We start from the raw sequence: 25,480 nt of genomic DNA, 5'->3' as shown, positions 1-25,480 counted from the left end.
GCGTGTATTTAGTTGGTAGAGGACAGATGATAGTTGACAGAGAGCTGTTGGCAGATGGCAGTGGGCACTATGCTATCCATTCTCTATCAACTTGCAGCCGTCATCTGGGATGAGCACTGCTTAAATTAAAAAAGCCCAATCTATGAAAAGAGGATTGTGGATCATCTTTGCTATCTTATCTATACTGATTGGCCTTTATCCCGCCATCTATTATTTCCATGATAATCGGTTTGGATTATTAAGCTCAAAGTCAGAAGCGCTTACTAGCAGTACACCGTATTTAGTTTTTTCTACGCGCATATTACATTTGGCGGATTGGCTTTGCTAATAGGGTGGACACAGTTTATTACTGCGTTCAAAAATAAACAGTTACCGCGGCATAAAACTATAGGGAAGGTATATGTAGGCGCGGCATTAATAAGTGCTCTTGCCAGTTTATATATTGCTGAATTTGCAAACGGTGGTCTTATTTCAACATTGGGGTTTTCATCTTTGGGCCTTATTTGGATCTCTACTACATGTATGGCTTATAGCGCTATTCGTAATCGGCACATTGTAGTACATCAAAAAATGATGATATACAGTTATGCAGCCTGCTTTGCAGCTGTTACACTTCGAATATGGCTTCCTTTGTTGATATCACTTATTGGAGACTACTTTATCTCCTATAAGATCGTTTCCTGGTTGTGTTGGGTGCCCAATATGATTGTGGCTTATTTTATTGCGCAACGCGTCGATGAAAAAAAGGCGGCCTCCATTTTTCTGTAAGTAGTAATACTTGAATAGGCATTTTGGAGGAACAGTTTTTTGTCACTTCAACTACTTTAAAAATGCACTAGCTTAAAAATAGAAAAGGGCTTAAGTATAAGCCCTTGATACTTGAAACGATAAACCTGAAACAGCTCTATGCGCTTACAATCAACACCGGTATCTTTAATTGGTGGCGTACGGCATCAATGGTTTCACCATACAACCAATCTTTGACACCCTTATGTCCATGTGCACCAATGATCAGCAGGTCGGCGTTGGAATCTTTTACCAATCGGGGAATTTCTGTTTTTCGGTTGCGGAACCCCAAGGCTACTTCTACTTGTAAGCCTTTTTCCTTTAGTTGTACAGCATAGGATTCCAGGTTCTCTTTATCATTTCTGGACTCGAAGTCGTCGGCTTCACTGCCGAGGAAAGATGCCGAAACACTTTCTACAATATGTATCAAAATAAACGTTGTGCTCGGTGTGGCCTGTCCCATAGCGTGTGCCAGGAGCGAATGATCTTCCTTGTCAAAACCTAGGGCTACAGCAATACGTTTGTACTCTGGTAACACCGGATTGCCAATGGCACCTGAAGGGAAGTGGTGAACAGGAATTTCTGCTTCCATTGGCTTGCGTTTCAATATGGGGTAGAAGATTGAAATAAGCAACAGGCCTACAAACAATAAACTACCAACTATAATAACGGCTTTCCAGAAAATATGACCGCTTTCCTGGAAGTAGTCGCCGGCCTGGCCTACTACCATGCGTATATTCAGGAAAACCAACACAGCTGTAACCAGCCATGATAAGAATTGTACAGAAGGCTTAATGGTAAATTCTCCCATGGTTTGTCTGTCACTTACAAAATGGATCAGTGGAATGATAGCAAAGCCCAGTTGAAGGCTTAGAATCACCTGACTTAATACCAACAGACTATCAATATTTTTTTCTCCATTGATCAGGATAACAACAACTGCTGGAATGATGGCAACCAGTCGCGTAAGCAAACGACGCACCCAAGGGTTGATGCGTAAGCGTAGATAACCCTCCATTACAATCTGGCCAGCAAGTGTGCCGGTAACAGTAGAGCTTTGTCCGGCAGCAATTAAAGCAATGGCAAAAAGAGTAGGGGCCATGCTGGAACCTAATAAAGGTGCCAGTAGCTGGTGGGCCTGGCTGATCTCTGCTACATCGGTACGGCCGGTTTTGAAAAAGACAGCAGCAGCCAATACCAGTATCGCAGCGTTAACAAAAAAAGCAAGGTTCAAGGCCACTGCACTATCTATGAAATTGAGCTTTAGTGCCCGCTTAATGCCTTTATGATCGCGTTGAATCTTACGGGTCTGTACCAGCGCAGAGTGTAGATATAAGTTGTGCGGCATAACGGTTGCTCCAATAATACCTATGGCTATGTAAAGCGCCGTTTCGTTGGGTATGGAGGGAACAAAGCCTGTAGCTACTTCTGCCAGGTTAGGTTTGGCTAAAATGATCTCTACTAAAAAAGAAACACCAATTATGGCTACCAGTGTAATAATAAAGGCTTCCATTTTGCGCATACCATAGCGCTGCAGTATTAATAAAATAAAGGTATCCAGTACCGTTATCGATACAGCCCAAATAAGCGGCATGCCTGTTAAGAGTTGAATACCAATGGCCATACCCAATACTTCGGCCAGATCGGTGGCGGCAATGGCTACCTCTGCTAATAGGTATAAACAAAAGTTTACAGCTTTTGGGTAGGTTTCACGGTTGGCTTGTGCCAGATCTCGTCCTCTTACAATTCCTAGTCGGGCAGATAAACTTTGTAAGAGCAGGGCCATTAGGTTGCTCATTAATAGCACCCAGATCAATGTATAGCCAAACTGGCTACCACCGGCGAGGTCTGTAGCCCAGTTGCCTGGGTCCATATAGCCTACGCTTACCAGGTAGGCTGGTCCAAAGAAGGATAATATTCGTTTCCATGCGGGTTTAGAAGTAGCGGTGGTGTCCACACTACTATGCACCTCACTTAGGGAAGAATCAATATTTTTTAGCTTGTTCATACGTCACGAAGATGTTTTTGGCCAACTGTTCACTTATCGTTTCTGTCTTATTGGCTTTGATTTTTATTTGTAGCGAGTTGTCAAATTGGAAATGCTTTTTTACCTCCAGTTGCGTGCCGATGGTAATATGCTTGTGTTTTAATAACTCCAATAATTCTGTAGATTGATTGCTGACATGGTGTACAAAGGCGGGCTGATGAAAAGCCAGCTCGTATAGTGAGATCTTTTGTACAGGGCGCACTCTGCCTTTACTGTCTGGTATAGGATCGCCATGTGGATCAAATTCAGGGAAGCCCAAGTAAGCATCCAGTTTTTCTATTAATTTTTTACTGCTTACATGCTCCAATTCTTCTGCTACTTCATGTACTTCATCCCAATTAAAGCCCAGCTTTTGGGCAAGAAAGAACTCCCAAAGGCGGTGACGACGGATAATAGTTAACGCGATCTTTTTGCCTTCTGCACTTAAAGTAAAGCCATAGTAAGGCTTGTAGTTGAGAAGCCCTTTCGCACTCAGCTTTTTCATCATATCCGTAATAGAAGCGGGTTTTGTTTTCAGCTGCTGAGCTAGAGCTGATGTGCTTACCGTATCGCTCTCTGCCTGGAGATGATAAATGGCCTTTAAGTAGTTTTCTTCACTGTTAGAAAAGTTCACCTTGTCTAATTAAAAATTTAGGCTAATCTAAATATTAATTCTCTTACTGTAAAATTTATGCCGCCTTTTAAGGATTGTCGATATTTACATTTATTTATATTAATTATGCAGGATATGGTACGATACGGCATTTTTTTATTGCTTTTGGCTATAGCGGCATGTAACAACAACAAGAAGACGACAACAAAGGAAGAGGAGAGTGACACTGCATTTAATTATGAAACGTTTACTGGGTGGTTTAAAGGAGCTTCCTTACCCTATCAGCTAACCGATTCTGGACTTTTAAATAACGAAGACACCACTACTATCAGAAGTGAAGTGTTTGCTCATTATATAAGTGATAGTGTTAAAACAAAGCTTTTTGGTAAAACAACTGCTAAGGTGAAGTATGTTCCTTTAGTGTACTTTAAGCAGGCCAATAACGAACAGTATTATGTTGTTAAAGCGGTAAGCGGCGGTAAAAAAACGGCGATGCTAGCAGTGTTTGATAAGGATGCCCAGTTCTTAAATGCCTTTCCATTCTTAGTACCTGATGCAGATCCTAAAACCAGCCAGGTAAGTTCTATCGATAAATACTTTTCAATTAATCGTGCTATCTCTCGTAAAATGCCAAATGATGTGATTGTAGAGGGAAAGGATGTGTATGCTTTTGATGGTGCCACTAAGAGCTTTGCCTTAGTTATGACGGATGTTCTTGAAGATAACAACCAGGAGTTAATTAACCCCATTGATACGCTTTCCAAAAAGACGCCGTTTGCCGGAGACTATATCAAAGACAAACGGAACATTGTTTCTATTCGTGATGGACATAATGAAAAGGAAATCCAGTTCTTTGTTCATTTTGAACGGATGAATGGCGAGTGCAACGGTGAGTTAAAAGGTACGGCACTTATGACCTCCAGTAAAACAGCTGTTTACAATCAAGGTGGAGACCCCTGCAGACTAGAGTTTCATTTTACATCTAATTCCGTACGTTTAAAAGAAGCGGAAGGCTGTGGACAATACCGTGGTGTGAAATGTATTATTGAAGGCTCTTTCCCTAAAAAGCGGGAAAGCAAGACTGAAAGCGGAAAGCAGAAAAAATCATAATATTTTTTGTCACTGTGTCATAGATACACAATGTTTGGCAAATTCCCCTAAATTGCAGTGCTATAAAGAGTTTCACATGAATTTTAGATCCTTTCAGGTTCCTTATCCTATTGATGAACGCTATAATAAACGAGTTGCTTATTTCTCCATGGAGTTTGCTGTGCACCAGCCATTAAAAATCTATAGTGGTGGTTTAGGCTTTCTTTCTGGTTCTCATTTGCGTAGTGCTTATGAATTACGCCAAAACCTGATAGGGGTTGGCATATTGTGGAAGTATGGTTATTATGATCAAGCGCGTAATCAGGATCAAACCTTACAGGTGACCTGGATGGAAAAGCACTACAGCTTTTTAGAAGATACTGGAATCACTTTTGAAATCATCATACATGAACACCCGGTAAAAGTTAAAGTAATGTATCTGCCTCCGCAGACCTTTAACGCTGCACCGTTGTTCTTGATGACTACCGATATACCAGAGAACGATTATGTTTCTCAAACAATCACTCACCGTTTGTATGATGCTAACGTGGCTACCAAAGTGGCGCAGTTCATTTTGTTGGGTGTAGGTGGTGCTAAGTTGCTGGATGAAATTGGTTTTAGTCCAGAATTATATCACTTAAACGAAGCCCACGGGGTATCTGCTGCTTTCTACTTGTATAACAAGTTTGGCAGAAAGAAAGAAGAGGTAAGAAAGCGTTTGGTATTTACAACGCATACACCAGAAGAAGCGGGTAATGAAAAGCATGATATCTACCTCTGTCATAAAATGAGTTACTTCTGTGGCTTGTCGGTAGAGGAGGTGAAATCATTGACGGGCATGCCAGACGATCAGTTTAATCATTCATTAGCTGCGTTGCGCTTTGCACGTATTGCTAATGGTGTGTCTCAATTGCATGGAGAGGTATCTCGTCATATGTGGAAAAAGTACGATGGTATCTGTGATATCTTGTCCATTACCAACGCACAGAACTATCGTTACTGGGCCGATAAACAATTATATAAGGCAAGAGAAGAAGGCGACGACTGGTCATTTGACGACCGTAAGAAATGGATGAAGAAACGTGCCTTTGAACTAGTTGCTGATCAAACGGGTAAGTTGTTAGACCCTAATGTGTTTACCATTGTGTGGGCACGTCGCTTTGCAGGTTACAAAAGAGCCAACTTGATCACTAGAGATATAGAGCGTTTCAATGCTTTAATGCACAATAAGAAATATCCTGTACAAATAATCTGGGCAGGTAAACCTTACCCGGTTGATTACCCAGCTATTTCTGAGTTCAATGAACTGGTGCATTTAAGTAAGAACTATAAGAACATGGCGGTTATGGTTGGTTATGAGCTGGCCTTGTCAAAACGCATGAAACAGGCGGCTGACTGTTGGTTAAACAATCCTCGCGTACCACGCGAGGCTTCAGGTACTAGTGGTATGACAGCTGCAATGAATGGTGCTGTTAACTTCTCTACCAACGACGGTTGGATCCCTGAATTTGTACACAATGGTAACAATGGATTTGTAGTGCCGCCAGCTGATTATTCACATATGCATACACAAGAGCAGGATGAATATGATTTGAACAAGATCTATGAAATCCTGAACAACCAGATACTGCCATTGTATTACGATAACTATGGTACCTGGAGGCAGATCGTAAAGAATGGTATGCGCGATGTGCAGCTACAGTTTGACAGCAACCGCATGGCTAATGAATACTACGAGTTGTTGTATAATCATAAGTAAGAGGCCCCTGTCCCACGAAGGGGGAACTAAGGTGGTGATGTACTTTTTTTATTAGACGCTATTTGGAAAGAATTATATAAATGAGAAAGCCTCCCTTTAGGGAGGCTTTCTCATTTATATTTATAAGTAATAATATTTGTATAAGAAAGGTTTATTAGGCCTTCGTTCCACCTTCGGGGGACAGGGGGCTGGCTGTTATTTCTTCAATCGTCTTACTGTTCGGATAAAAGCCTACTAACTTTTTTATTACACTTTCAACAAGAGCATCAGGACAAGAAGCTCCGCTAGTGATCAATATTTTAACAGGTTCCTTGGTTGGTAAATATTGTTCTGTAACCAATTCAGTATGGTTGTGAAAGTTGTAATGAAGAATCGTTTCCTTTGAAAGGATTTTTTCATCACTATTAATAAAATAGGTTGGTAATTTTTCTTCACAGAGTTCTACCAGGTGCGACGTGTTAGAGGAGTTGTAACCACCTACCACTATCGCTAAATCTGCCGGAGCATCTAACATGCCAATTACAGCTGTTTGGTTATCATTTGTGGCATAGCACAAGGTATCTCTAGTATCTGCGAAATGGTCTTTAATTGTTGCTTCAGAAAGGCCGTACTTTTTGATCATTGTTTCTTTCAAAAAATCGGCAATGGCTTGCGTGTCAGATGCCAGCATGGTGGTTTGATTTACCACGCCTATGCGTTGCAAATGGTTGGCTACATCAAAGCCTTCTGAGTATTGTCCTTTAAACTCTTCATAGAACTGGGCTACCGGCTTTTCACCTAAAATATACTTGGCTAATTCTTGCGCTTCCTTCATATCTGTAACTACAACCGAAGGGGCATTGGCGGCAGCATGTGAAAAGGTTGCCCTTGTTTCCTCATGCTTGGGCTTGCCATGAATAACAATCGTGTATTCATTTTTGGCGATCACCTCACTGCGGTTCCATACTTTTTCAACAAAGGGGCAGGTTGTATCATATTTTTCAGTGGCAATGCCAATGGCTTTCAGTTTGCTTTCAATTTCCAACGTAGTGCCAAAAGCAGGAATCAATACAATATCGTCAGCAGTTAATTGCTCAAATGGCATCAGTTGCTTGCCCTTGGTATCTTGTAAGAATTCTACTCCGGCTGCCTTTAGATCAGCATTCACTTGAGGATTGTGAATCATTTCGCTTAATAAGAAGATGCGTTTGCCTTTATTTTCCTCTACTGTTTTAAAAGCAATGTCAATAGCATTTTCAACGCCATAACAAAATCCAAAATGACGGGCCAGGTAGATCTGTACCGGACCAAAGTCCAGAAGCGTAGGCGCGAAGTCTTTTTTCATCCGGTCACTCTCTTTCCTTTTTTTCTTAATAGCGGAAATCAGGGGACTGCGGTAATTTACAGGAACATCAAATGTTTTCATATGCCAATTGCGTCTTTTCAACAGCTGAAGCTGGGAGGTCAGCTATTTTCTGCTGGATGCAAAATTACTTCCTATTGTGCTAATAGTTCTTTAATGTAGTATTTTGGTACTTTTTATAAAACCACCGTATGCGAAAACTCGTTGGCTTTCTTCTGATTACAAGCTGGTTAGCTGCTTGTAATTCAAATTCTGTAACCAACAATAATCAGGAAAGAAAAATGGAATATACCGCCAATAAAGACTGGATCAAGACAACCAATATTTATGAGGTCAATGTGCGCCAATACACCAAGGAAGGCACTTTTAATGCCTTTAAAAACGAACTGCCCCGCTTAAAAGAGATGGGCGTAGAAACCTTATGGTTTATGCCCATTACGCCAATTTCGCAAAAGAATAAAAAGGGCACTTTAGGGAGTCCTTATGCCTGTTCAGACTATACGGCTATTAATCCAGAGTTTGGCACTTTTAATGACTTTAAAAATTTGGTAAAAGAAGCCCATGCACAAGGGTTTAAAGTGATAATTGACTGGGTCGCCAATCATACAGGTTGGGATCATCGCTGGACCAAGGAACATCCTGATTGGTTCTTAAAGGATAGCGCTACCAATGATTTTAAAATAGCTTCTGGTATGGATGATATCATTGAGCTGGATTATAAGAATCCTCAAATGCGTCAAGCCATGATAGATGCTATGAAGTTTTGGGTGCAGGAGGCAGGAATTGATGGCTTCCGTTGTGACCTGGCTTTTTGGGTAGAGCTTGATTTCTGGTTAGAAGCAAAAAAAGAACTGGATAAAGTAAGGCCGCTGTTCTGGCTGGCAGAAACTGATCCGCTAGATAATCCAGAGTACATGCAGGTATTTGATGCAGCATATACCTGGACGTGGATGCACAAGTCTAAAGACTTTTACCAGCAGCATTTGCCATTGGAGAGCATAGATAGCGTGTTGAATCGCTATAATCAAGCACCTGGTATGAAGGCTTGGTTTACCGCAAACCATGATGAGAATAGCTGGAACGGTACAGAGTATGAAAAATATGGCGACGCTGCTAAAGCTTTAGCGGTATTTAGTTCTACTTGGCAAGGTGTTCCTTTGGTTTATAGCGGGCAAGAATTGCCTAATCATAAACGACTAGAGTTTTTTGAAAAAGATACCATTGCCTGGAATGGAAAGAATGAGTTGGCTCCCTTTTATAAAACCTTATTTGGTTTAAGAAAGAATCATCCGGCTTTAAATGCTGAAGTAAGTGTGAATTACGTTCAGACCTCTGAGCCACACAATGTTCTTGCTTATTCAAGAACAAAAGGGGAGAAGCAAGTGGTTGTTGTTTTGAATCTATCTAGAAATGGTAATCTTAACGTGAATTTGACTGACAGTCATGTAGGTGGAACTTATCGCAATGCATTTACTAATAGTGTGGTAGATCTAACAAGCAATAAGCAACTATTGCTGCAACCTTGGGAATATGTAGTATTAGAAAAGTAAGAGGAAGATGTTGTAAATAAAAAGGGTAACCAAAAAGTTCTGGTTACCCTTTTTTATTATTGCTATTAAATGATATTAAAGAAGTAGTGTTTGCCCTGTTTTATCTTAATAAACCTCTTCTTGCACTTCTGGTTTTATAAGCGGTACTGAAACTCTGAAGAAGCTATTTGCTTTTTCAATTATGATATCATCACAATCCATTAGCTTATACTTGTCTGATATGTTTTGTAAGCCAATACCATTACTGTGAAGGTTGGCGGGTTTGGGTTGCAAGTTATTTTCTACTTGTAGCCAGCTATTTTCATTCAAAGAAATAGTAATGGCTAAAGGAGCGTCTTTTAATACTTTATTGTGTTTAACGGCGTTTTCTATTAGCAACTGCAGTGTCATAGGTGGAATCATATATTTTACTACCACCAGGTCAATGTTTATATTTAAGGAAATGCCTTTTCCATACCTGGTTTTTAATAGGTTATAGTAGGCTTGTATAAACTTTAATTCTTCTTCCAGTGTAACCAGTTTTACATTGTTAACCTGTAAAAAATACCGATACACCTTACTCATTTCGTTTACATATTCTTCTGCCTGTGTAGGGTCTTCTGAAATAAGAGAGGATAGAGAGTTTAGGCTGTTAAATAAAAAATGGGGATTTACCTGGCTTTTTAAGTTATCTAATTCACGTTGTAAAGCTTCCCGCTTTAGGCGCTCGGTTTCTAAAGAGGCTTTGTTTATATCATCACTAATAAAGGCGCCTTCATTAAAACTGGTGGCAATGATATTCATCACCAATCCAAACGAGAGCAGTATTAGAAATGTTTTAGTGTCAAGAACAAAGCCTAAAAAATGTGTAGTGTGGTAGATCCAACAAACGCTAACTACTATTGTCATCGTTAGTAGCATCAGTATAACAAACGTATAAACAACCTGCAGTTGCTTTTTATAGAGTTTGTCAAGTTTTTTACGGACAAAGATTAGTGTCCATGTATGTACAGCCCAAGTAAGAAATGCTATAACTGATGCAGCTAGTGAACCCCAGATGAATGTGTCTCTATCACTAAAAAAGCGTTTGCCAAATAAAATGAAATTTATCCCAAGAGCAACCACTGGCATCATGGTATACAGTATAATCCAGTCTTGTTTCTTTATTTCGGATAAATTCATAAAACAGTTACAGTGCCCTTAAATAAGGCATTTTTGGTTTACAAATGTAATGTAGCCTTTAGTGCTATTAGTTTATAAGTATAAATTATTAAAGAATCACTAAGAGTTTGTATGTGCGTTTGTCAGTGAGGTATAAGACCCTACATGAAAAGATCCCGCAGAAGCGGGATCTTGATAATAAATTTTATTTACGGTTTTATTGTTCCAGGTTTAAAGGATAAGTGTAAGTACCATCATATCCAGGATAGATACCTTCCACTTTAACAGGGCCGCCAACGTTAGCTAATATCTTAGTTAATTCTTCTACGCTGGTTATATCCTGCCCGTTAACGCTTGTAATGATAAAGCCTGCCTGCATACGCGTACGACCAATTGGGCCACCTTCTGTAATGCTGTTTACAACTACACCGCCTGGGATACCGTATTGGCGAGCTTTTGATTTATCTAAAGTAGTTAATTCAGCGCCTAACTGGTTGCCAATATTCATTGAAACCACATCACCTCTTTTCTTTAATGTAATGGTTACTGTTGATTCCTTACCCCCACGCAGGTAGGTAATAGGAACGCGGTCGCCAGGGCGGTAGCTTGCAATTTGAGCTGTCATTTCCAAACCACTGTTAACAGCTACATTATTTACTTTGGTAATGACGTCACCTTTCTTAATACCAGAAGAGGCTGCGCCACCATCTGGAGAAACACCGGAAACATAAACACCTTCAAGATTAGTAGGGATGCCAAGCGCTTTGATCTGGTCTTCAGACATGTCTTCTGTAGCAGCATAGGTAATACCTAGGTAACCACGCTGTACATCACCAAACTTAACAATGTCTTCAACAATCTTTTTTACAATGGTAACTGGGATAGCAAATGAGTATCCGGCATATGTTCCATTAGGAGCTAAGATAGCAGAGTTAATACCTACCAATTCTCCATTGGTGTTTACTAATGCACCACCACTGTTCCCTTGGTTTACTGCTGCATCTGTTTGAATAAAGGACTCAACTGGTGATTCACTTTGTCTACGATTGATATTGATAGTGCGACCAGTTGCTGAAACTATACCTGCTGTAACAGTGGTTTCTAGCGTTAGTGGATAACCAACTGCTAATACCCATTGACCCAATTGCAGGTTGTTTGAGTTACCATAAATTAGGAAGGGAAACTTGTTGCCATCGATCTTTAAAACTGCTAGATCAGAGCTTGGATCACGGCCAATCACACGAGCTTTGTATGTTTTTCTGTTATGTAGCGTTACCGTGATTTCATCTGCAACACCTTCACCACCGTTTGTAATTACGTGGTTGTTGGTTACTATGTAGCCATCTTCACTAATGATAACCCCACTACCAGAAGCTCTTTGTTCTGGAATAATGTTGGGACCATATCCATTACCGAAAAAGTCATCAAACCACTGATCAAAGAGATCATTGCTGCCACGTCTGCTAATTCCGTTTGTTTGTTTTTTTGCAGGAATACGTGTTTTAATATGTACAACTGCAGGAACCGTTGAATTTGCCGCTTTAGTGAAATCTACAATATCGGCGGGGATACCGGACGTTTTACCGTCAATAAAGCCTGCGTAGTTGGCGGGCAAGCCATTTTGTGCAGACCCAATAACATATTCATTCTTGTTGAAGAAGCGGTTGTAGGTCCAAATGCTGCCAAATGCTGTTACAGCACTGATCAGGAACATCAATAGGATCTGTCTTCCTTTCATATTCTAATGTTTGTAGTATGTAATGTAATACTTTCAAAATGTGTGCCTTGGCAAACCAAAATAACAATCCTCTTTGCTCAAAAAAACGCCACTCAGCCAGTTTAACAATAAATTTACTAAGGTCTTCGTAGTACTACTAGTTTCTTTTTTTAAAGGCTTAAGTTATTTAAAAAAGTCAGAGTGTTCGTACCTTTTTCAAAGGTAGCAAGAGATGGGAAGTTGGACTCACCAAATGGAATGTGCTGCAGACCTACGATTCCTTCAATTTCGTCTCGTTTTTCCAATTGGGAAATGAGCGAGTTTACATTGGAATAAAACTCATAATAAACCTGGCTAATAGGAGAAAACCTGGCTGGGTTTTCTGTTAATAGTATACTGCCATTGGTCATGTAGAAACGATTATTTAAAATCTGAATAGAAAGGTTGTAATCGTAATTATTCTTGAATTTGTGATGGTTGCTGAAATACTCATATTTCTTAAAAGCATTCAATAAAGGCACAAAGTCATAGTTCTCGGGCACATATAGCTTGGTAACATTCCTGGAGCCTAATCCAAAATACAAGTGTATATCATCTGCCAGCTTTTCTAACTCTTCAGTGGTTTCCTGACCAGTTAAAACAGCAACAGATGTCGTGTTTCTGCGAATGATACTTTGATACTTGCTGAAATATTGGTCAAAAGAAGTGGTTGACTCTTTTGAATTGGTAGCAATATAGGCATCGCAACCTTTTAGCATTGGCGCCAAATTGAAGTAGGGTAGGTCGCCAGGTAGCCATTCCTGAAGCTTATATATTAAATGCTTCAATAAAGCTTCATCTCGTGAGGAAGTTTTGATCAATGAGTAATGACCCGCTAAGAATACGGAAACTATATCATGAAACCCAGCTAATGGGGTAGTCCCTGGTAATACGATACCTACTTTTTTTGCTGTTACCGGCTGGATTTCTAATTGGTAGGTTTGCGCTAGGTTTTTCAGTGCTTTTTCCTCTAAAAAAGCGGTGCTTATGTGGCGGATAGCAGTTTCTATAAATTCTGGGATAAACCAGTTGTTTTCAGTAAAGGCTTTATGTTTTGCGCTTTGCCAAGCTTCCTCGCGGCCCTGCATATATTCACCTAGTCGTACTAAAAGGGCTATTCTGTCCTGTAACTGCATGTATTATTAATATTTTATGGTCTAGTCTTCAAATAAAGTGCTTGATTTTAGGGTATCAGTATATTTTACAAGCGAAAATTGATACGTACCAATTATTTTTGTCCAGCAAATGTAAAATCAACTCGTTCAATTTATGGCAATTAAGATAACTGATGAATGTATCAACTGCGGCGCGTGTGAACCTGAATGTCCTAATAATGCAATTTACGAAGGTGGGGTAGAATGGTCTATTGCAGATGGTACAAACGTAAAAGGTCAATATACTTTAGTAGACGGTACGATTGTAGATGCTAGCCAGCGCAATGCTCCTATTGCTGTTGATACCTATTATATTGTTCCCAGCAAGTGTACGGAGTGTCAGGGTTTTCATGAAGAACCCCAATGTGCGGCAGTTTGTCCAGTGGACTGCTGTGTTCCAGATGAAATGTATCAAGAAACTGTTGAAGAATTGTTGGGTAAAAAAGAGCGTTTACATATATAATTCGTTAACTTAGTACTACAAAGTAAAGCAGGCAACTGCTTCAATAAACAGGTGATATTTCCTGTGTAAGAAGGTGAAGGTTAAAGAAATCTTCACCTTTATTATTTCTATAAACAGGAGTGGCTGATATAAGGATTAACACAGATTTTTATGAGCCCATTGCACTAACTTCCTTCCCGTAACAAATAATTTTCTACTTTTCAGCTTTAAGACCACTTTCCATGAAGAAAAAAATTGCCCTAGTAACAGGCGGATATTCCGGAGAAGCCACTATTTCTTACAAATCGGCAACTACAATTTTTAATCATTTAGATAAGGAATTATTTGACGTTTATACCATTGACATAAATCCACAAGGTTGGTTTTATGCAAACGATGGACAGAAAATAGAAGTAGATAAAAACGATTTTTCTTTAACAGTACAGGGTGATAAAATAAAATTTGATGCTGTCTTTATCGGTATGCATGGCACACCAGGAGAAGATGGCAAGCTTCAAGGCTATTTTGATGTTTTAGGATTGCCCTATACTTCCTGCAACGCAGCTACATCAGCTTTGACCTTTAATAAACGCTATACAGTGGCTGTAGCGGCTATGGCCGGTATAAACGTGGCTAAGTCCGTGCATTTATTTAAACATACTTCTTACGATGTCAATAAGATATTGGCCACTTTGAGACTTCCTCTTTTTGTAAAACCTAATAATGGCGGTTCCAGTATCGGTATGAGTAAGGTTACAGAGGCTGCCCAACTTGAAGGTGCTATAATTAAAGCATTTAATGAAGATGACCAGGTATTGATCGAGGAGATGATCGTTGGTAGAGAATTCACAGTAGGCGTATTTAAATCGGATGATGAAATACAGGTGCTGCCTATTACAGAAGTAGTGGCATTGAATGAGTTTTTTGATTTTGAAGCCAAGTACCAGGGTAAATCAACAGAAACAACACCTGCGCAAATGGACTCACAGTGGAAGGAAAATGTTGAGGCTGCAGCTAAGAAAATTTACCAGGTTTTTAATTGCAGTGGTGTTGTACGAATAGATTTTATTTATAAAGAATCGGAAAATGCGCCTTATATGCTGGAAATCAATACGATACCTGGGCAAAGTGAAGCGAGTATTATACCACAGCAGGTAAGAGCCAAAGGATGGGAGCTGAAGGATTTTTATGCTAAACTGGTAAATCAAGCTTTAAAGAGTAAATCCTAAGGCTTCTGGACTGTTTATTTATATTGCAACTCAATTTTTAACACCATACACTTGAATCGAATAATTAAAAAATACATCACCGGGAAACCACTTTGGTATAATATATTGATAGGTCTTACCCTGGTTTTTCTTCTAGGTTTAATCTTTTCTCTATCACTCAATTGGATTACCCAGCATGGGGTTGCTCGTAATGTACCTTCTGTAACTGGTAAAAAAATTGATGAGGTGCGTGATCTGCTAGAAGATCAGGGCTTTCAGGTTGTTATACAGGATTCAGTATATTATGACTCACTTCCTCCTTCTGTTGTTATCAAGCAGATACCTGAGCCTGATGCGGTGGTAAAGGTCAATCGTACTGTATATGTAACAATTAACAGAACAGTTCCCCCAGATGTAGAAATGCCTAACCTGGTTGGATACAGCTTCCGAAATGCAGAGCTGGTTCTGGCCAATATGGGCTTGCGTTTAGGCGATACGACGTTCCGTCCGGATTTTGCCAAGAATTCTGTATTGGAACAACTATATGATGGGAAAACCATTGGAGCAGGCACTAAGATAAAAGTGGGTAGCTCTATTTCCCTGGTGCTAGGTACTGGTATTGGAAATGAAGAAATGGCGGTGCCTCGTTTGCTAGGTTTGACCTATGAGGAAGCAAAGATCTTATTAGAGTCGCAAGGACTAATTTTGGGAGTTGCGCTTCCTGACCCTGATGTGAAGGATACAGCTAATGCATTTGTTTATAGACAAAGCCCAAACACTCGGGACGACAAAGGACGCCAGTTCCGTATTCGTCCTGGGCAAATGATGGATATCTGGTTAAGTGCACAAAAACCTAATGTGGACTCTCTTGAGAAATCTATGAGAGCTCCGAGTGTAAACCCTGATGGCCAGAAAACAGAAAATGATTTTTAAAGTATAGCTAATTATGAAAGAAATTTCGGTTGAAGAGTTGAAACAAAGGCTTGATAATGGTGAAAAGATCAATCTGATTGATTGCCGCGAGCCACATGAATATGAGGAAGCAAACCTGGGTGGAAAGTTGGTGCCCTTAGGTAAGATTCAAACTATGCAGATAGAAGATATTGAGGATTTGAAAGATGAGGAAGTAATTATTCATTGCAGAAGTGGCAAACGTAGTATGATGGCCTGTTTGATTTTAGAGCAAATGGGATTTACAAACACCAATAATGTTACAGGTGGTATATTAGCCTGGCAAGAAAAATTTGGTGTACAACAATAATTAAAAACCCCGCTTTAGCGGGGTTTTTAATTATTGTTTATAGCTTGATATTTAAACCTATGGTCCAATTGGTGCCAGCCATTGGGAAGTAATAGTTCTCTGTGGTCAGCGCATTGTTATAATAATAACTGAACGTATAGCCATTTGGCTCATACAGCGTATTGAAGATATTGTTAAGTTGAAATATCAACTTAGAGCCCTTTAACCATTTTTTCTGAAACGTATAATTGGCCCTAATATCTTGTGTATAATAAGCATCCAGTTTGCGCTGCTCGTTTTCTGTATTATCTAAGTACTGTTTGCCTACATATTTTCCTATTAACTGAAGCTCTGTGTTCTTTACCGGGGTAAAGGTTAAAATGCCACTACTAATTGCACTAGGAGAAAAAGCAATTGTCGTTTCGTTATACATGTTTTGCTTTTGTGTTCCGTCGTCATAGTTGTCGATATATTCCTCGAAGTTTTTAAGCTTATTCTTGCTGAGGGTAAGGTTGGCAGCCGCCTGTAACCAAGGAGTAATACGGGTTGCACCTTGTAATTCAATTCCAGCTCTATAGCTGTCTTTAATGTTGGTGCGGGTATAGGAACCTACATCATTTATTTTACCAGTAAGAACTAGCTGGTTGTCGTAACGCATGTAATATAAAGTGGCTCCCCAATTGTACGCCTTCTCATTCTTTTCAATACCCAACTCCAAGTCATGCAAACGCTCGGCTAAAGGTTGTTGTGCAACACCCGCTTCAAAGTCATCCCTGTTTGGCTCTTTATTGGCAACGCCATATGAGGTGTACAACAGCCAGTTGTTGCGATTATAACTAATGCCTGCTTTAGGGTTTAAAAAATTATAGAATTGCTTAACACCTAGGGTAGGATTATAGCGAAAGCCTTCAATGTCGTGTGTTACACCTCTCCATTGTAAATCTGTATAAAGTTGCCAGTAAGCTCCTAATTTTTGCTGCCACTTTGCATACACGTTAGCATCACTTTTCTGAGCGTCCAGGTCATACCATTTTTTAATTTCACTTAAGCCTTTTTCAGCCCATATTACTTTTCCATAATGGTTGCCGTCATAATTAGTTATTGCACCACCTAGCGTTAAGGCTGTACCTTCCTTTTCATATTGTAATGAAAAGGTGTTGCCATAATAGTAGTTGTCTAACCATAATTGGCGCACCAGGTCGGAAGAAGTTTCACCACTAGCCGGTACCGGAAGATTATAGTCAGCATAGTTCTCATCTGCTTTGTATTGTTCATAATATCCTTTGCCGCGTACTAAGAACAAGCCAGTGTTGAAAGTGAGGCCTTGCGCCAGTTTGTGATTGAAGAATAATTGATAATGGTCCTGTCTGTAGTTGTCAACTTCATTATCATAGGGTGTGCCTTCTTTTTCCATGCCGGCATAGTTGATCCGTCTATTTACTTTCAAATCCGCTTCAGACACGCCGTTCCAAGCCTGGTATGTTATTTCTTTACCAGAGAAGGTGGTAAAGCGTAAGCCTGTTTTCTCTGTAGTATAGGCAGTAGATAAATAATAGGAACGCAGATCGCTGGTGGCTCTGTCAATATAGCCATCGCTGCTCAGACGTGATAACCGGGCATCTACAGTAAAATGTTTACCTAATAGGCCGCTGTTGTAGAGAACGGTGTTCTTTAGTGTGTTAAAAGAACCATAGCTATTGTTTATTTCAATATTCCGGTTTTTTACAAGATCGTTGGTACTCAGATTGATCGTAGCACCAAAGGCTCCGGCACCATTGGATGATGTGCCCACACCGCGCTGTATTTGAATACTGTTTACAGAAGATAAAAAGTCGGGGAGATCAACAAAGAACGCTCCGCTACTTTCTGCATCGTTAAATGGTACGCCATTAAGGGTTACATTGATACGCGTAGCATCAGTGCCCCTGATACGAATACCTGTATAGCCCACGCCGTTGCCAGCATCCGAATTTACCACTACAGAAGGAGTGTTGTTTAAAATGAACGGTAGGTCTTGCCCCAAATTTTGCTTACGAATCTCTTCTTTTTTGATATTCGTTTTTGTGAAGGGGGCCGTAGCAGAAGCCCTTACGGCTTTTACTTCAACGGGTACAAGGTCGATCGTGTCTGTCTGAGCCTGTGCTGCTAATAATGCACAGGTTGAAATGGTTAATAAAGCAGTCCTTTTCATTTTTTTTAAAATTTAAATGAAAGGGAAATGCAGCCGAAGAGAAGGAGGATAGGTATTTAGAAACAGCCTTCCCTGCGCAGGCATTACCCTGATCAGGTTCTACGGGTATGATCTCAGCCTTTGATGGGCACCCCGGGAATTCAGCCGCAAAGGTATAGAAGAATTTTTCAGAATACCTGTAACTTTTCTGAAGGGCTTACGTTCCATTAATAAATCATTGCATACAATATGAAAAAAATCCTTTTTTCACTGTTTATACTAGCGGGTATAGGTGCTCAGGCGCAAATGACCATAAATGACCCAAATGCAGAAGCGCGTACGGTAGAATCTTTTCATGCTATACAAATCTCCAGTGCTTTTGATGTGGTACTGAGTCAGTCGAATACAGAGGGGCTAGCCGTAAGTGCTAATAATAAAGATGCTATGACTCATATCAAGACAGTGGTCAAAAGCGGCACATTGCATATTTGGTTTGATGATGGCAATAAGTGGTGGTCAAAAAATCCTAAGTTAAAAGCGTATATCTCTGTAAAAGACCTGGATCTGATCAAGGCAAGTGGTGCGGCAGATATAAATATAGAAGGAGTATTGAAAGTGGCGGAGTTAAAACTGGACTTGTCAGGGGCAAGTGACTTAGAAGGGGCCATAACGGTCACCAATGAGTTGTCAATTGACCTGAGTGGAGCTTCTGATATAAACATCTCCGGCTCTGCTGATAAAGTAACTATTGATGCCAATGGCGCCAGTGATGTAAAGGCCTATGAATTTAAAGCCAATACCTGTTCTGTAGAAGCCAGTGGAGCTAGTAGCGTGCGGATTACAGCCGACAAAGAGATGTCTGTTAAACTGAGTGGGGCCAGTAGCCTTTCTTACAAAGGGAATGCTGTTATTAAAGATGTAAAAACTAGTGGCTCCAGTAGCGTTTCAAAAAAATCTTAAGTGACTAAATTTTATAGAAAGGGCTCCAATCGGAGCCCTTTTTTATTGGTTAAATGTGATGCTTTTTGGTATCTATACTATAAAAATTTGCTTATATAAGCCTGTGTAAACCAGCCCAGGTTGTGGCATTAACCTGGCTGAATTCTGACCAACTCCGTAATGTTACGGAGTTGGTCAGAATTCAGCTAAACTTTAGCCTTTAATTGGACATAAAGTATATGCGTTTTAATCAGTAGGTAAGTGGAGTGATTTCTGTTTTTTGCAATAGTTGTTCAAAAAAGCGCTTACATCACTAGGTTAATTGACGTGTTTAGTGCCATTTCAGATAATTGGCAATTGACTGGGGGATAGGCAAATAGAGGGTATTATCTAAAAATAGCATTTGTAATTCTGTAGAAATTAGCGGTTATGGCCATTAGTGACGATTACTCTTTTGAGGAACCTGAAACTGGTTTTTAGTTTCTATTTAAAATTTTTTACAGAACCGTTTTAAGTATATGCTTTTTCAAAATATATAGTTATCTTACTATTGTTTAACCCAGATCCTTATCGTAAAACGTATCCTTCATCCACGTAGTGCAGTTGATTGTGTAGGTAAAACCAGATTGTTCCTTTCAGAGTAGTACTTCTTTTTTTATAAAATAATGTGTTTTGTTATGAGTGAAATGCACCCATATGTTCTAATTGTGGAAGCAGACGAAGACAATCGCTATTTACTCTATACAGCTTTTACGTCTGCGGGTTGGGCAGTTCCATTAAAATTTATGGATTCTGGGGAGCTGGCGTTGAAATACTTGCAGCAGCTTTCGCCTTCTTTTTATCCTTCGTTAATTATCCTTGATATGAATATGCCAGGGCTAAATGGCAATGAGGTACTGGCGCTTATACGCAAAGGAGAGGATATGAAAAATATTCCAATTGTTTTCTATTCTACAGCTATGAAGCCGGTAGTTAGTGAATTGTTAATGGCGCTTGGGGCTGCTGGTTGTTTTGAGATACCTGATGAAATGGATAAAGTGGTGCAACTGGCTAATGAATTTATACAAGAATCAAAGCCTGCCGAACTAGAGTAGATCCTTAGTTGAAAAGCGTTTCAGTTCATAAAAAAAGCCTCAGATGTACTGAGGCTTTTGCTTTGTTGCGAAGGCTGGGATCGAACCAGCGACCTTCGGGTTATGAGCCCGACGAGCTACCGCTGCTCTACTTCGCGATGTGGAGTGCAAATATAGAGCGTTCATCAATTTCCACCAAACAATTTTTAATCAATTAAATTTGCCGAATAGTTTTTATAACGTGAAGGCAGGTTTTGTTAACATATTCGGAAAACCGAATGCAGGGAAGAGCACTTTGCTTAATGCCCTCATTGGTGAAAAGCTAGCTATTGTATCCTCAAAGGTGCAAACTACGCGTCATCGTATTAAAGGATTCTTAACGACTGATCAGTATCAAATTATTTTCTCTGATACACCAGGCATTATTGAGCCCAAATACAAATTGCATGAAAGAATGATGGGAGCTGTAAAAAGCGCCCTGGAAGACGCCGATGTGGCCATGCTGTTAGTTGATATAAATGATAACTGGGAAGAGTGTGACGCTGTTTTTTCTTCACTGCGATTAAAAGTCGGGTCTATTGTCGTTTTGAATAAAATAGATACGGCAGACAAAGAAAAGATAGAGGCTGCAAAGGCATTCTTTAGTTCGAAAAGTTATTGTAAAAAGTTGGTTACCATTTCAGCTTTAGCGCAGAATAATTTGCAAGAATTATTAGATGCTATTGTTTCTCTATTGCCGGAAGGCGATCCTTTTTATGCGGAAGACGAGCTAACCGATTTATCTGAGCGCTTTTTTGTAGGTGAAATCGTGAGGGAAAAAATCTTTGAACTATTTGAAGAGGAGATTCCCTATCAAACAACAGTATTAGTACATGAGTTCAAGCACAAGTCTACCTTGATCAAAATAGGTGCGAATATTATAGTGCAGCGGGAAACACAAAAGTCAATTATTATTGGTGAAGGTGGGAAGATGATCAAGAAGATAGGCAGTGATGCCCGGAAGGATATAGAAAAGTTTCTTGGGCAAAAGGTTTTCTTGGAGTTGTTTGTAAAAGTGCGCCCTAAATGGAGAGAAAATGATTTGTTCTTGAAAGAGTATGGATATAGTTAAAAGAATGGTTAATTGAAATCAGTCAAGTTGTTTGTGAAAAGGTACCGCTGCTTTTTTAAAACGAATCAGTAAAAAATAACATCGTATACGCGATATATAAAAGAGGATTTGGAATCATAAACTCAAATCCGAAATCTTAAATCTGAAATCGAATGGGTTTTACAGTAGCCATAGTTGGCCGACCAAATGTAGGGAAGAGTACGTTTTTTAACCGTTTGCTGGAGCAGCGGAAAGCCATTGTGGAAGATACTCCCGGTGTAACACGCGACCGGCAATATGGTATTGCAGAATGGAATGGAAAAACATTCAACGTTATTGATACTGGCGGTTTTGTGCCGCACAGTGAAGATGTATTTGAAAGAGAAATTCGTAAGCAAGTAACAATAGCTGTAGAAGAAGCAAATGCCATTGTGTTTATGGCAGATGCTGCAACAGGCATTACCGACTTGGATGATGCTATGGCAGATATATTGCGCCGTTCTACAAAGCCTGTATTTCTAGTTGTAAACAAGGTTGATAACAATGAACGCATGTTGGAGGCTACCGAGTTTTATAGCTTGGGCTTTGATCAGGTGTACTTTGTATCATCTATTAGTGGTAGTGGCACTGGGGAGATATTAGATGCTATAACAGATTTGATGAAAGAAGATGATGAGGCTATTTCTGAGGAGGAAAAAGGATTGCCCAAGTTTGCCATCATTGGTCAGCCGAATGTAGGTAAATCATCGTTGTTAAATGCATTGATAGGGCAGGAACGTACCATTGTAAGTGATATTGCAGGAACAACACGCGATACCATTCATACACGATATAATCTTTTCCAAAAAGATTTTGTTCTTATTGATACTGCTGGTTTGCGTCGTAAAGCAAAAGTGCATGAGGATTTAGAGTTTTACTCTGTAATACGAGCTATAAAAGCACTGGATGAAGCAGATGTTTGTATGATTGTATTAGACGCTGAAAAAGGTATTACAGCGCAGGATCTGAACATTTTTAGTTTAGCAGCACGCAAGGGTAAAGGTGTTGTGGTATTGGTAAATAAGTGGGATCTGATGGAAAAAGAAACCAATACAGCCCGTGATTATGAAAAAACATTAAAACAGAAATTAGCACCGTTTACCGATGTGCCAGTTCTGTTTATTTCAGCAAAAGAAAAGACCCGAATCTTCAAAGCCATTGAGATAGCGTTGGATGTTTATGAGAATCGCCAACGTAAGGTTGCCACCTCCAAACTAAACGATGTGATGCTGAAAGCTATTGAGGCTAATCATCCACCAGTTGTAAGAGGTGCGCCAGTACGTATTAAATATGTTACTCAATTACCTACTGTAGTACCCTCATTTGCCTTCTTCTGTAATTTTCCAGAAGATATCAAAACTCCTTATCGTAATTACCTTGAAAATCAGTTGCGCGAGAACTTTGATTTTACAGGTGTGCCGGTACGTATTTTCTTTAGAAAAAAGTAAAATACTTAGTGTGGGAAAAAAGTTGAGCTTAGCATTTGGTTATTTCCACCAGACTGTTACCTTTGCGCCCATTAGTTAACTAAAACTTAAAAAAAGTACAATGAAAAAGTTCTTAGCAATCGCAGCTATCGCAGGTACATTGGTAGCTTGTAACAACGGTGGTGAGTCTACAACTACTACTGATACTACAACTACTACAACTGTAACTACTGATACAGCTGCTACTGTAGCTCCAACAACCGTAGATACAACTGCTGCTACTGTAGATACTACTGTGAAAACTACAACTACTACAACTACTACTGATACTACTAAACACTAATTAGTAGGTCAAAATATTAAAAAGCCCTCTGCTTGCAGAGGGCTTTTTAATTGTTATTTAAAGCTACTTTGAATCTGCACTACGCTTTCACGCATTTGTTCCAACTCGTTCTGTTGTTGTTGAATAAATACATTGTCCTCTAGTTTACCAATTACTTCAACCATCTCTTCTTCATTGTCATAAACCATTTTGCGGAAGGCACTTTGGTAATCTTTGGCACGCGAGTCGTAAATGTTCTGTACCATCCACTCTTTAGTGGCTAATGCTTCCTGCATTAGTTCATTGAAAATATCAGTTGTAAATTCTTCAGTGGTAAGGCCTTTAATTTCCAATAATGATGAATAGGCATGTTGCAGTTTGTCTGCATCGTAAGTAGCGCCACACTCTTTATAAAAGCCATGTACTGCCTCCCATGATCCAATGGTATTCTTATGGATACTTTCAATAAATTGGTTAAACTTGGTTTCGGGTAATAATTGCCCGCCGATATTTTTCCAGGTCAGGCGCTCTGTTGTAGTGTCTATTTGTTGTATTTCTTGCAAAGAGTTGACAACACCATTCTGAATGGATTGCATTAACTGTGTAGTTCCATAATACCTGATTAATCTTTGGAAAAGTTGAAAAGCCTCTTTGACCTTGATCAAATGTGTGGGGCGATGATTGTTTTCAAAGCCATAGGCTATTACTTGAAGCCCTTTCCAATCATATTGATCATCATTAAGTATAGCATTACCCTCTTCTTCTAATGAAGATTCATTTATAGTACTTCCTTGCTTTTTGTGATGAGCAATAGCAGTATACTTCTTAAATAGTACAAGAGCATCAAACATCTCATTGATGGTATCGGGGGCCAGGAAGTCGTACTCTATATGCTGAATTTTATCTGTACGCTTATCGCGGTCAATATATTTTCCGGAGTTGCGTGCTAAGGCGTACATGTTGTACATAAACCAAAAGCCAGGCATAACAACTAGTCTGTCATGGCTAACGTCATTACTGATTAAGCTGAATGGAATAGGAATGTTTAGCTCATAAGAGTAATCACCTTTTGCGATCAATGTAAATGACGCAAACTTGGAATTGTGTTTTAAGCTAACACAGAGGCCGGGCCAAAAGCCACGACCCGCTACTATTTCTCCGTCAGCAGCGCGGCTATTGTGGTTAGAGCCAATGGTAGCTCCAGCAGCAATATTGCTTTGTCCCATTATGGTTGCTGCACATAAGAAGGAGTTGTTATGGTGTTGCTCATGCGCAGGAAAGATTAAGGAATTCAGTACCTCGCAACAAGAAATGGTGGCATTATTGCCTAAGTAAGAGTTGATCAAACGGGCGCCATATTTTAATTGCGAGTGAGAGGCCATAATGAAACGTACAGCCTTCACCCCATAAAACACACGACATCCTTCATTAATAATACCATTCACCAACTCGCAGCCTTCACCAATTTGCGAGGGTGCTTCATCGTTAGAGTTGATGGTTAGGTTTTTTAACTTATTGGCTCCTTTTATATAGGCATCGCTACCTACCCAAACATCTTTAATGATACTGGTGTTTTTTATAACCGAGCGGTCACCAACCTTTCCATAGTATCCACGTTGCTTATCAAACTTCTTTTCTGTGAACTCTCTAAAGCGTTGCATTAGCAGTTCGTCGCTCCTGTATTTTGACCATAAGTGGGCATCACCGGGCAGCATGCCAATAAATGGAATAATCTTGCGACCTGCATTTTCATTACAGAGTTCTAACCAAACTCTTACGGATTCATCTTCGCCTTCTTTAATAATACCATTACCGAACTTAGAGTGGTTTGTAACATGCAGCTCGTGAATATTAGATAACACTACCTCGCTGCCAATGATGTAATGCGACATATAGTTAACATTGCTCACTACCACATTGTCACCAAAATCACAACTGATAATAGTACTGTTGTACAATCCAACAGGCATAATAATATTGTGAAACTCTAAGGATATGGTCTCTAGTTTACCAATGCGTACCAAGCCATAGAACTTACAGTTCTTTACCAGTTCCGGATTAAAGGCATTAGATACCTGTATCTTGTTCCAATCGTCAGAGGTGTTGTTATTGCGTACCAATACTTCTATTTCGTACGCAGAGAGGTTTCGATAGGGAATGCCGCTTCGGTTTTGAAGATTTCGTAAGTGGTATTCATCGGCACCAGCGGGCAAATAGGGATCCGCAACAAAGTTGTATCCTATGGCATGTAAAGGTTTTTTCCTTATCTCATTCATGTAAAGAAGGTTAACAGGGCGAAAAAAGAAAGTGATGAG

22 protein-coding genes, 1 tRNA gene and 1 riboswitch are annotated in these 25,480 nt (G+C 39.7%); of the genes, 14 read left to right on the top strand and 9 right to left on the bottom strand.

Annotated elements, in window-relative coordinates; all coding sequences use genetic code 11:
* Window positions 1-142: 142 nt before the first annotated feature.
* A complete protein-coding gene (locus SY85_RS25900; RefSeq protein WP_226999030.1) occupies window positions 143-328 on the top strand; it encodes a hypothetical protein in 186 nt (61 codons plus the stop codon).
* Window positions 316-768 carry a DUF2306 domain-containing protein gene (locus tag SY85_RS06715; RefSeq protein WP_236938268.1) on the top strand — a complete coding sequence of 151 codons (453 nt, stop codon included), beginning with the start codon at window positions 316-318 and terminating at the stop codon, window positions 766-768. Before SY85_RS25900 ends, SY85_RS06715 begins: the two co-directional genes overlap by 13 nt.
* Before the next feature lie 136 nt (window positions 769-904).
* Here the strand turns inward: SY85_RS06715 and SY85_RS06710 are convergent, their stop codons facing one another.
* Both SY85_RS06710 and SY85_RS06705 read right to left on the bottom strand, forming a co-directional pair.
* A complete protein-coding gene (locus SY85_RS06710; RefSeq protein ID WP_066402713.1) occupies window positions 905-2,794 on the bottom strand; it encodes an Nramp family divalent metal transporter in 1,890 nt (629 codons plus the stop codon).
* Window positions 2,772-3,446 carry a metal-dependent transcriptional regulator gene (locus SY85_RS06705; protein ID WP_066402710.1) on the bottom strand — a complete coding sequence of 225 codons (675 nt, stop codon included), beginning with the start codon at window positions 3,444-3,446 and terminating at the stop codon, window positions 2,772-2,774. The genes SY85_RS06710 and SY85_RS06705 overlap by 23 nt, the downstream gene beginning before the upstream one ends.
* Before the next feature lie 114 nt (window positions 3,447-3,560).
* On the opposite strand from SY85_RS06705, the gene SY85_RS06700 reads away from it, so the two are divergent.
* Together SY85_RS06700 and glgP are read left to right on the top strand one after the other, a co-directional pair.
* Window positions 3,561-4,535 carry a hypothetical protein gene (locus SY85_RS06700; RefSeq protein ID WP_148661127.1) on the top strand — a complete coding sequence of 325 codons (975 nt, stop codon included), beginning with the start codon at window positions 3,561-3,563 and terminating at the stop codon, window positions 4,533-4,535.
* A gap of 76 nt (window positions 4,536-4,611) precedes the next feature.
* Window positions 4,612-6,273, top strand: a complete 1,662-nt coding sequence (glgP, locus tag SY85_RS06695; protein WP_066402699.1) for an alpha-glucan family phosphorylase — start codon at window positions 4,612-4,614, stop codon at window positions 6,271-6,273.
* Window positions 6,274-6,427: 154 nt separating this feature from the next.
* Here glgP and SY85_RS06690 read toward each other — a convergent pair whose 3' ends face one another.
* Window positions 6,428-7,678: a 4-hydroxy-3-methylbut-2-enyl diphosphate reductase gene (locus SY85_RS06690; RefSeq protein WP_066402697.1), complete on the bottom strand. Its 1,251-nt coding sequence runs from the start codon at window positions 7,676-7,678 to the stop codon at window positions 6,428-6,430.
* Between the two features lie 128 nt (window positions 7,679-7,806).
* Between SY85_RS06690 and SY85_RS06685 the strand changes: the two genes are divergently transcribed.
* Window positions 7,807-9,165, top strand: coding sequence for an alpha-amylase family glycosyl hydrolase (locus tag SY85_RS06685; RefSeq protein ID WP_066402694.1), 1,359 nt, complete (start codon window positions 7,807-7,809; stop codon window positions 9,163-9,165).
* Window positions 9,166-9,270: 105 nt separating this feature from the next.
* Here the strand turns inward: SY85_RS06685 and SY85_RS06680 are convergent, their stop codons facing one another.
* The 3 genes from SY85_RS06680 to SY85_RS06670 all read right to left on the bottom strand — a co-directional run bounded on the left by SY85_RS06680 (window position 9,271) and on the right by SY85_RS06670 (window position 13,197).
* On the bottom strand, window positions 9,271-10,326 hold the full coding sequence (locus tag SY85_RS06680; protein ID WP_066402691.1) for a sensor histidine kinase: 1,056 nt from the start codon (window positions 10,324-10,326) through the stop codon (window positions 9,271-9,273).
* 196 nt (window positions 10,327-10,522) lie between these two features.
* Window positions 10,523-12,043: a trypsin-like peptidase domain-containing protein gene (locus SY85_RS06675; RefSeq protein ID WP_066402689.1), complete on the bottom strand. Its 1,521-nt coding sequence runs from the start codon at window positions 12,041-12,043 to the stop codon at window positions 10,523-10,525.
* Between the two features lie 149 nt (window positions 12,044-12,192).
* Window positions 12,193-13,197: an acyl-CoA reductase gene (locus SY85_RS06670; RefSeq protein ID WP_066402688.1), complete on the bottom strand. Its 1,005-nt coding sequence runs from the start codon at window positions 13,195-13,197 to the stop codon at window positions 12,193-12,195.
* A 133-nt stretch (window positions 13,198-13,330) separates the two neighbouring features.
* Between SY85_RS06670 and SY85_RS06665 the strand changes: the two genes are divergently transcribed.
* From SY85_RS06665 to SY85_RS06650, 4 genes are all read left to right on the top strand, one after another.
* Window positions 13,331-13,678 (top strand): 4Fe-4S dicluster domain-containing protein, encoded by a 348-nt coding sequence (locus SY85_RS06665; protein ID WP_066402685.1) that lies wholly within the window; start codon window positions 13,331-13,333, stop codon window positions 13,676-13,678.
* A gap of 221 nt (window positions 13,679-13,899) precedes the next feature.
* Window positions 13,900-14,886: a D-alanine--D-alanine ligase gene (locus SY85_RS06660; RefSeq protein ID WP_066402684.1), complete on the top strand. Its 987-nt coding sequence runs from the start codon at window positions 13,900-13,902 to the stop codon at window positions 14,884-14,886.
* A 51-nt stretch (window positions 14,887-14,937) separates the two neighbouring features.
* On the top strand, window positions 14,938-15,798 hold the full coding sequence (locus SY85_RS06655; RefSeq protein WP_226999029.1) for a PASTA domain-containing protein: 861 nt from the start codon (window positions 14,938-14,940) through the stop codon (window positions 15,796-15,798).
* Window positions 15,799-15,811: 13 nt separating this feature from the next.
* Complete coding sequence (locus SY85_RS06650; protein ID WP_066402681.1) at window positions 15,812-16,126, top strand: rhodanese-like domain-containing protein; 315 nt, start codon at window positions 15,812-15,814, stop codon at window positions 16,124-16,126.
* A 37-nt stretch (window positions 16,127-16,163) separates the two neighbouring features.
* Here the strand turns inward: SY85_RS06650 and SY85_RS06645 are convergent, their stop codons facing one another.
* Window positions 16,164-18,296: a TonB-dependent receptor gene (locus SY85_RS06645; protein ID WP_066402678.1), complete on the bottom strand. Its 2,133-nt coding sequence runs from the start codon at window positions 18,294-18,296 to the stop codon at window positions 16,164-16,166.
* A gap of 52 nt (window positions 18,297-18,348) precedes the next feature.
* A riboswitch (TPP riboswitch) is annotated at window positions 18,349-18,441 on the bottom strand.
* An 83-nt stretch (window positions 18,442-18,524) separates the two neighbouring features.
* On the opposite strand from SY85_RS06645, the gene SY85_RS06640 reads away from it, so the two are divergent.
* Together SY85_RS06640 and SY85_RS06635 are read left to right on the top strand one after the other, a co-directional pair.
* Window positions 18,525-19,235: a head GIN domain-containing protein gene (locus SY85_RS06640; protein WP_066402676.1), complete on the top strand. Its 711-nt coding sequence runs from the start codon at window positions 18,525-18,527 to the stop codon at window positions 19,233-19,235.
* A gap of 656 nt (window positions 19,236-19,891) precedes the next feature.
* Complete coding sequence (locus SY85_RS06635) at window positions 19,892-20,308, top strand: response regulator (RefSeq protein WP_066402671.1); 417 nt, start codon at window positions 19,892-19,894, stop codon at window positions 20,306-20,308.
* Between the two features lie 65 nt (window positions 20,309-20,373).
* Here SY85_RS06635 and SY85_RS06630 read toward each other — a convergent pair.
* Window positions 20,374-20,445: transfer RNA gene (locus SY85_RS06630), tRNA-Met, on the bottom strand.
* Between the two features lie 62 nt (window positions 20,446-20,507).
* Here SY85_RS06630 and era point away from each other — a divergent pair.
* The 3 genes from era (at window position 20,508) to SY85_RS06615 (ending at window position 23,186) form a co-directional block, all read left to right on the top strand.
* Entirely contained in the window at window positions 20,508-21,398 is an 891-nt protein-coding gene (era, locus tag SY85_RS06625; RefSeq protein ID WP_066402668.1) for a GTPase Era, read from the top strand.
* Between the two features lie 152 nt (window positions 21,399-21,550).
* Window positions 21,551-22,864: a ribosome biogenesis GTPase Der gene (der, locus tag SY85_RS06620; RefSeq protein WP_066402666.1), complete on the top strand. Its 1,314-nt coding sequence runs from the start codon at window positions 21,551-21,553 to the stop codon at window positions 22,862-22,864.
* 100 nt (window positions 22,865-22,964) lie between these two features.
* A complete protein-coding gene (locus SY85_RS06615; protein ID WP_066402662.1) occupies window positions 22,965-23,186 on the top strand; it encodes a hypothetical protein in 222 nt (73 codons plus the stop codon).
* Window positions 23,187-23,239: 53 nt separating this feature from the next.
* Here the strand turns inward: SY85_RS06615 and SY85_RS06610 are convergent, their stop codons facing one another.
* Window positions 23,240-25,441: a DUF4954 family protein gene (locus SY85_RS06610; RefSeq protein WP_066402659.1), complete on the bottom strand. Its 2,202-nt coding sequence runs from the start codon at window positions 25,439-25,441 to the stop codon at window positions 23,240-23,242.
* Between the last annotated feature and the right edge of the window lie 39 nt (window positions 25,442-25,480).

It is taken from the genome of Flavisolibacter tropicus (assembly GCF_001644645.1).
GTDB lineage: Bacteria > Bacteroidota > Bacteroidia > Chitinophagales > Chitinophagaceae > Flavisolibacter > Flavisolibacter tropicus.
The sequence above is the reverse complement of the archived record's forward strand: the minus strand, read 5'-3'. Positions and strand labels throughout refer to the sequence as shown.

Bases quoted from the DNA above. Each gene is read 5' to 3' on its own strand.
- SY85_RS25900 (WP_226999030.1), top strand. From the start codon at position 143: ATGAAAAGAGGATTGTGGATCATCTTTGCTATCTTATCTATACTGATT.
- SY85_RS06710 (WP_066402713.1), bottom strand. From the start codon at position 2,794: ATGAACAAGCTAAAAAATATTGATTCTTCCCTAAGTGAGGTGCATAGT.
- SY85_RS06700 (WP_148661127.1), top strand. From the start codon at position 3,561: ATGGTACGATACGGCATTTTTTTATTGCTTTTGGCTATAGCGGCATGT.
- glgP (WP_066402699.1), top strand. From the start codon at position 4,612: ATGAATTTTAGATCCTTTCAGGTTCCTTATCCTATTGATGAACGCTAT.
- SY85_RS06690 (WP_066402697.1), bottom strand. From the start codon at position 7,678: ATGAAAACATTTGATGTTCCTGTAAATTACCGCAGTCCCCTGATTTCC.
- SY85_RS06685 (WP_066402694.1), top strand. From the start codon at position 7,807: ATGCGAAAACTCGTTGGCTTTCTTCTGATTACAAGCTGGTTAGCTGCT.
- SY85_RS06680 (WP_066402691.1), bottom strand. From the start codon at position 10,326: ATGAATTTATCCGAAATAAAGAAACAAGACTGGATTATACTGTATACC.
- SY85_RS06675 (WP_066402689.1), bottom strand. From the start codon at position 12,043: ATGAAAGGAAGACAGATCCTATTGATGTTCCTGATCAGTGCTGTAACA.
- SY85_RS06670 (WP_066402688.1), bottom strand. From the start codon at position 13,197: ATGCAGTTACAGGACAGAATAGCCCTTTTAGTACGACTAGGTGAATAT.
- SY85_RS06665 (WP_066402685.1), top strand. From the start codon at position 13,331: ATGGCAATTAAGATAACTGATGAATGTATCAACTGCGGCGCGTGTGAA.
- SY85_RS06660 (WP_066402684.1), top strand. From the start codon at position 13,900: ATGAAGAAAAAAATTGCCCTAGTAACAGGCGGATATTCCGGAGAAGCC.
- SY85_RS06650 (WP_066402681.1), top strand. From the start codon at position 15,812: ATGAAAGAAATTTCGGTTGAAGAGTTGAAACAAAGGCTTGATAATGGT.
- SY85_RS06645 (WP_066402678.1), bottom strand. From the start codon at position 18,296: ATGAAAAGGACTGCTTTATTAACCATTTCAACCTGTGCATTATTAGCA.
- SY85_RS06640 (WP_066402676.1), top strand. From the start codon at position 18,525: ATGAAAAAAATCCTTTTTTCACTGTTTATACTAGCGGGTATAGGTGCT.
- SY85_RS06635 (WP_066402671.1), top strand. From the start codon at position 19,892: ATGAGTGAAATGCACCCATATGTTCTAATTGTGGAAGCAGACGAAGAC.
- der (WP_066402666.1), top strand. From the start codon at position 21,551: ATGGGTTTTACAGTAGCCATAGTTGGCCGACCAAATGTAGGGAAGAGT.
- SY85_RS06615 (WP_066402662.1), top strand. From the start codon at position 22,965: ATGAAAAAGTTCTTAGCAATCGCAGCTATCGCAGGTACATTGGTAGCT.
- SY85_RS06610 (WP_066402659.1), bottom strand. From the start codon at position 25,441: ATGAATGAGATAAGGAAAAAACCTTTACATGCCATAGGATACAACTTT.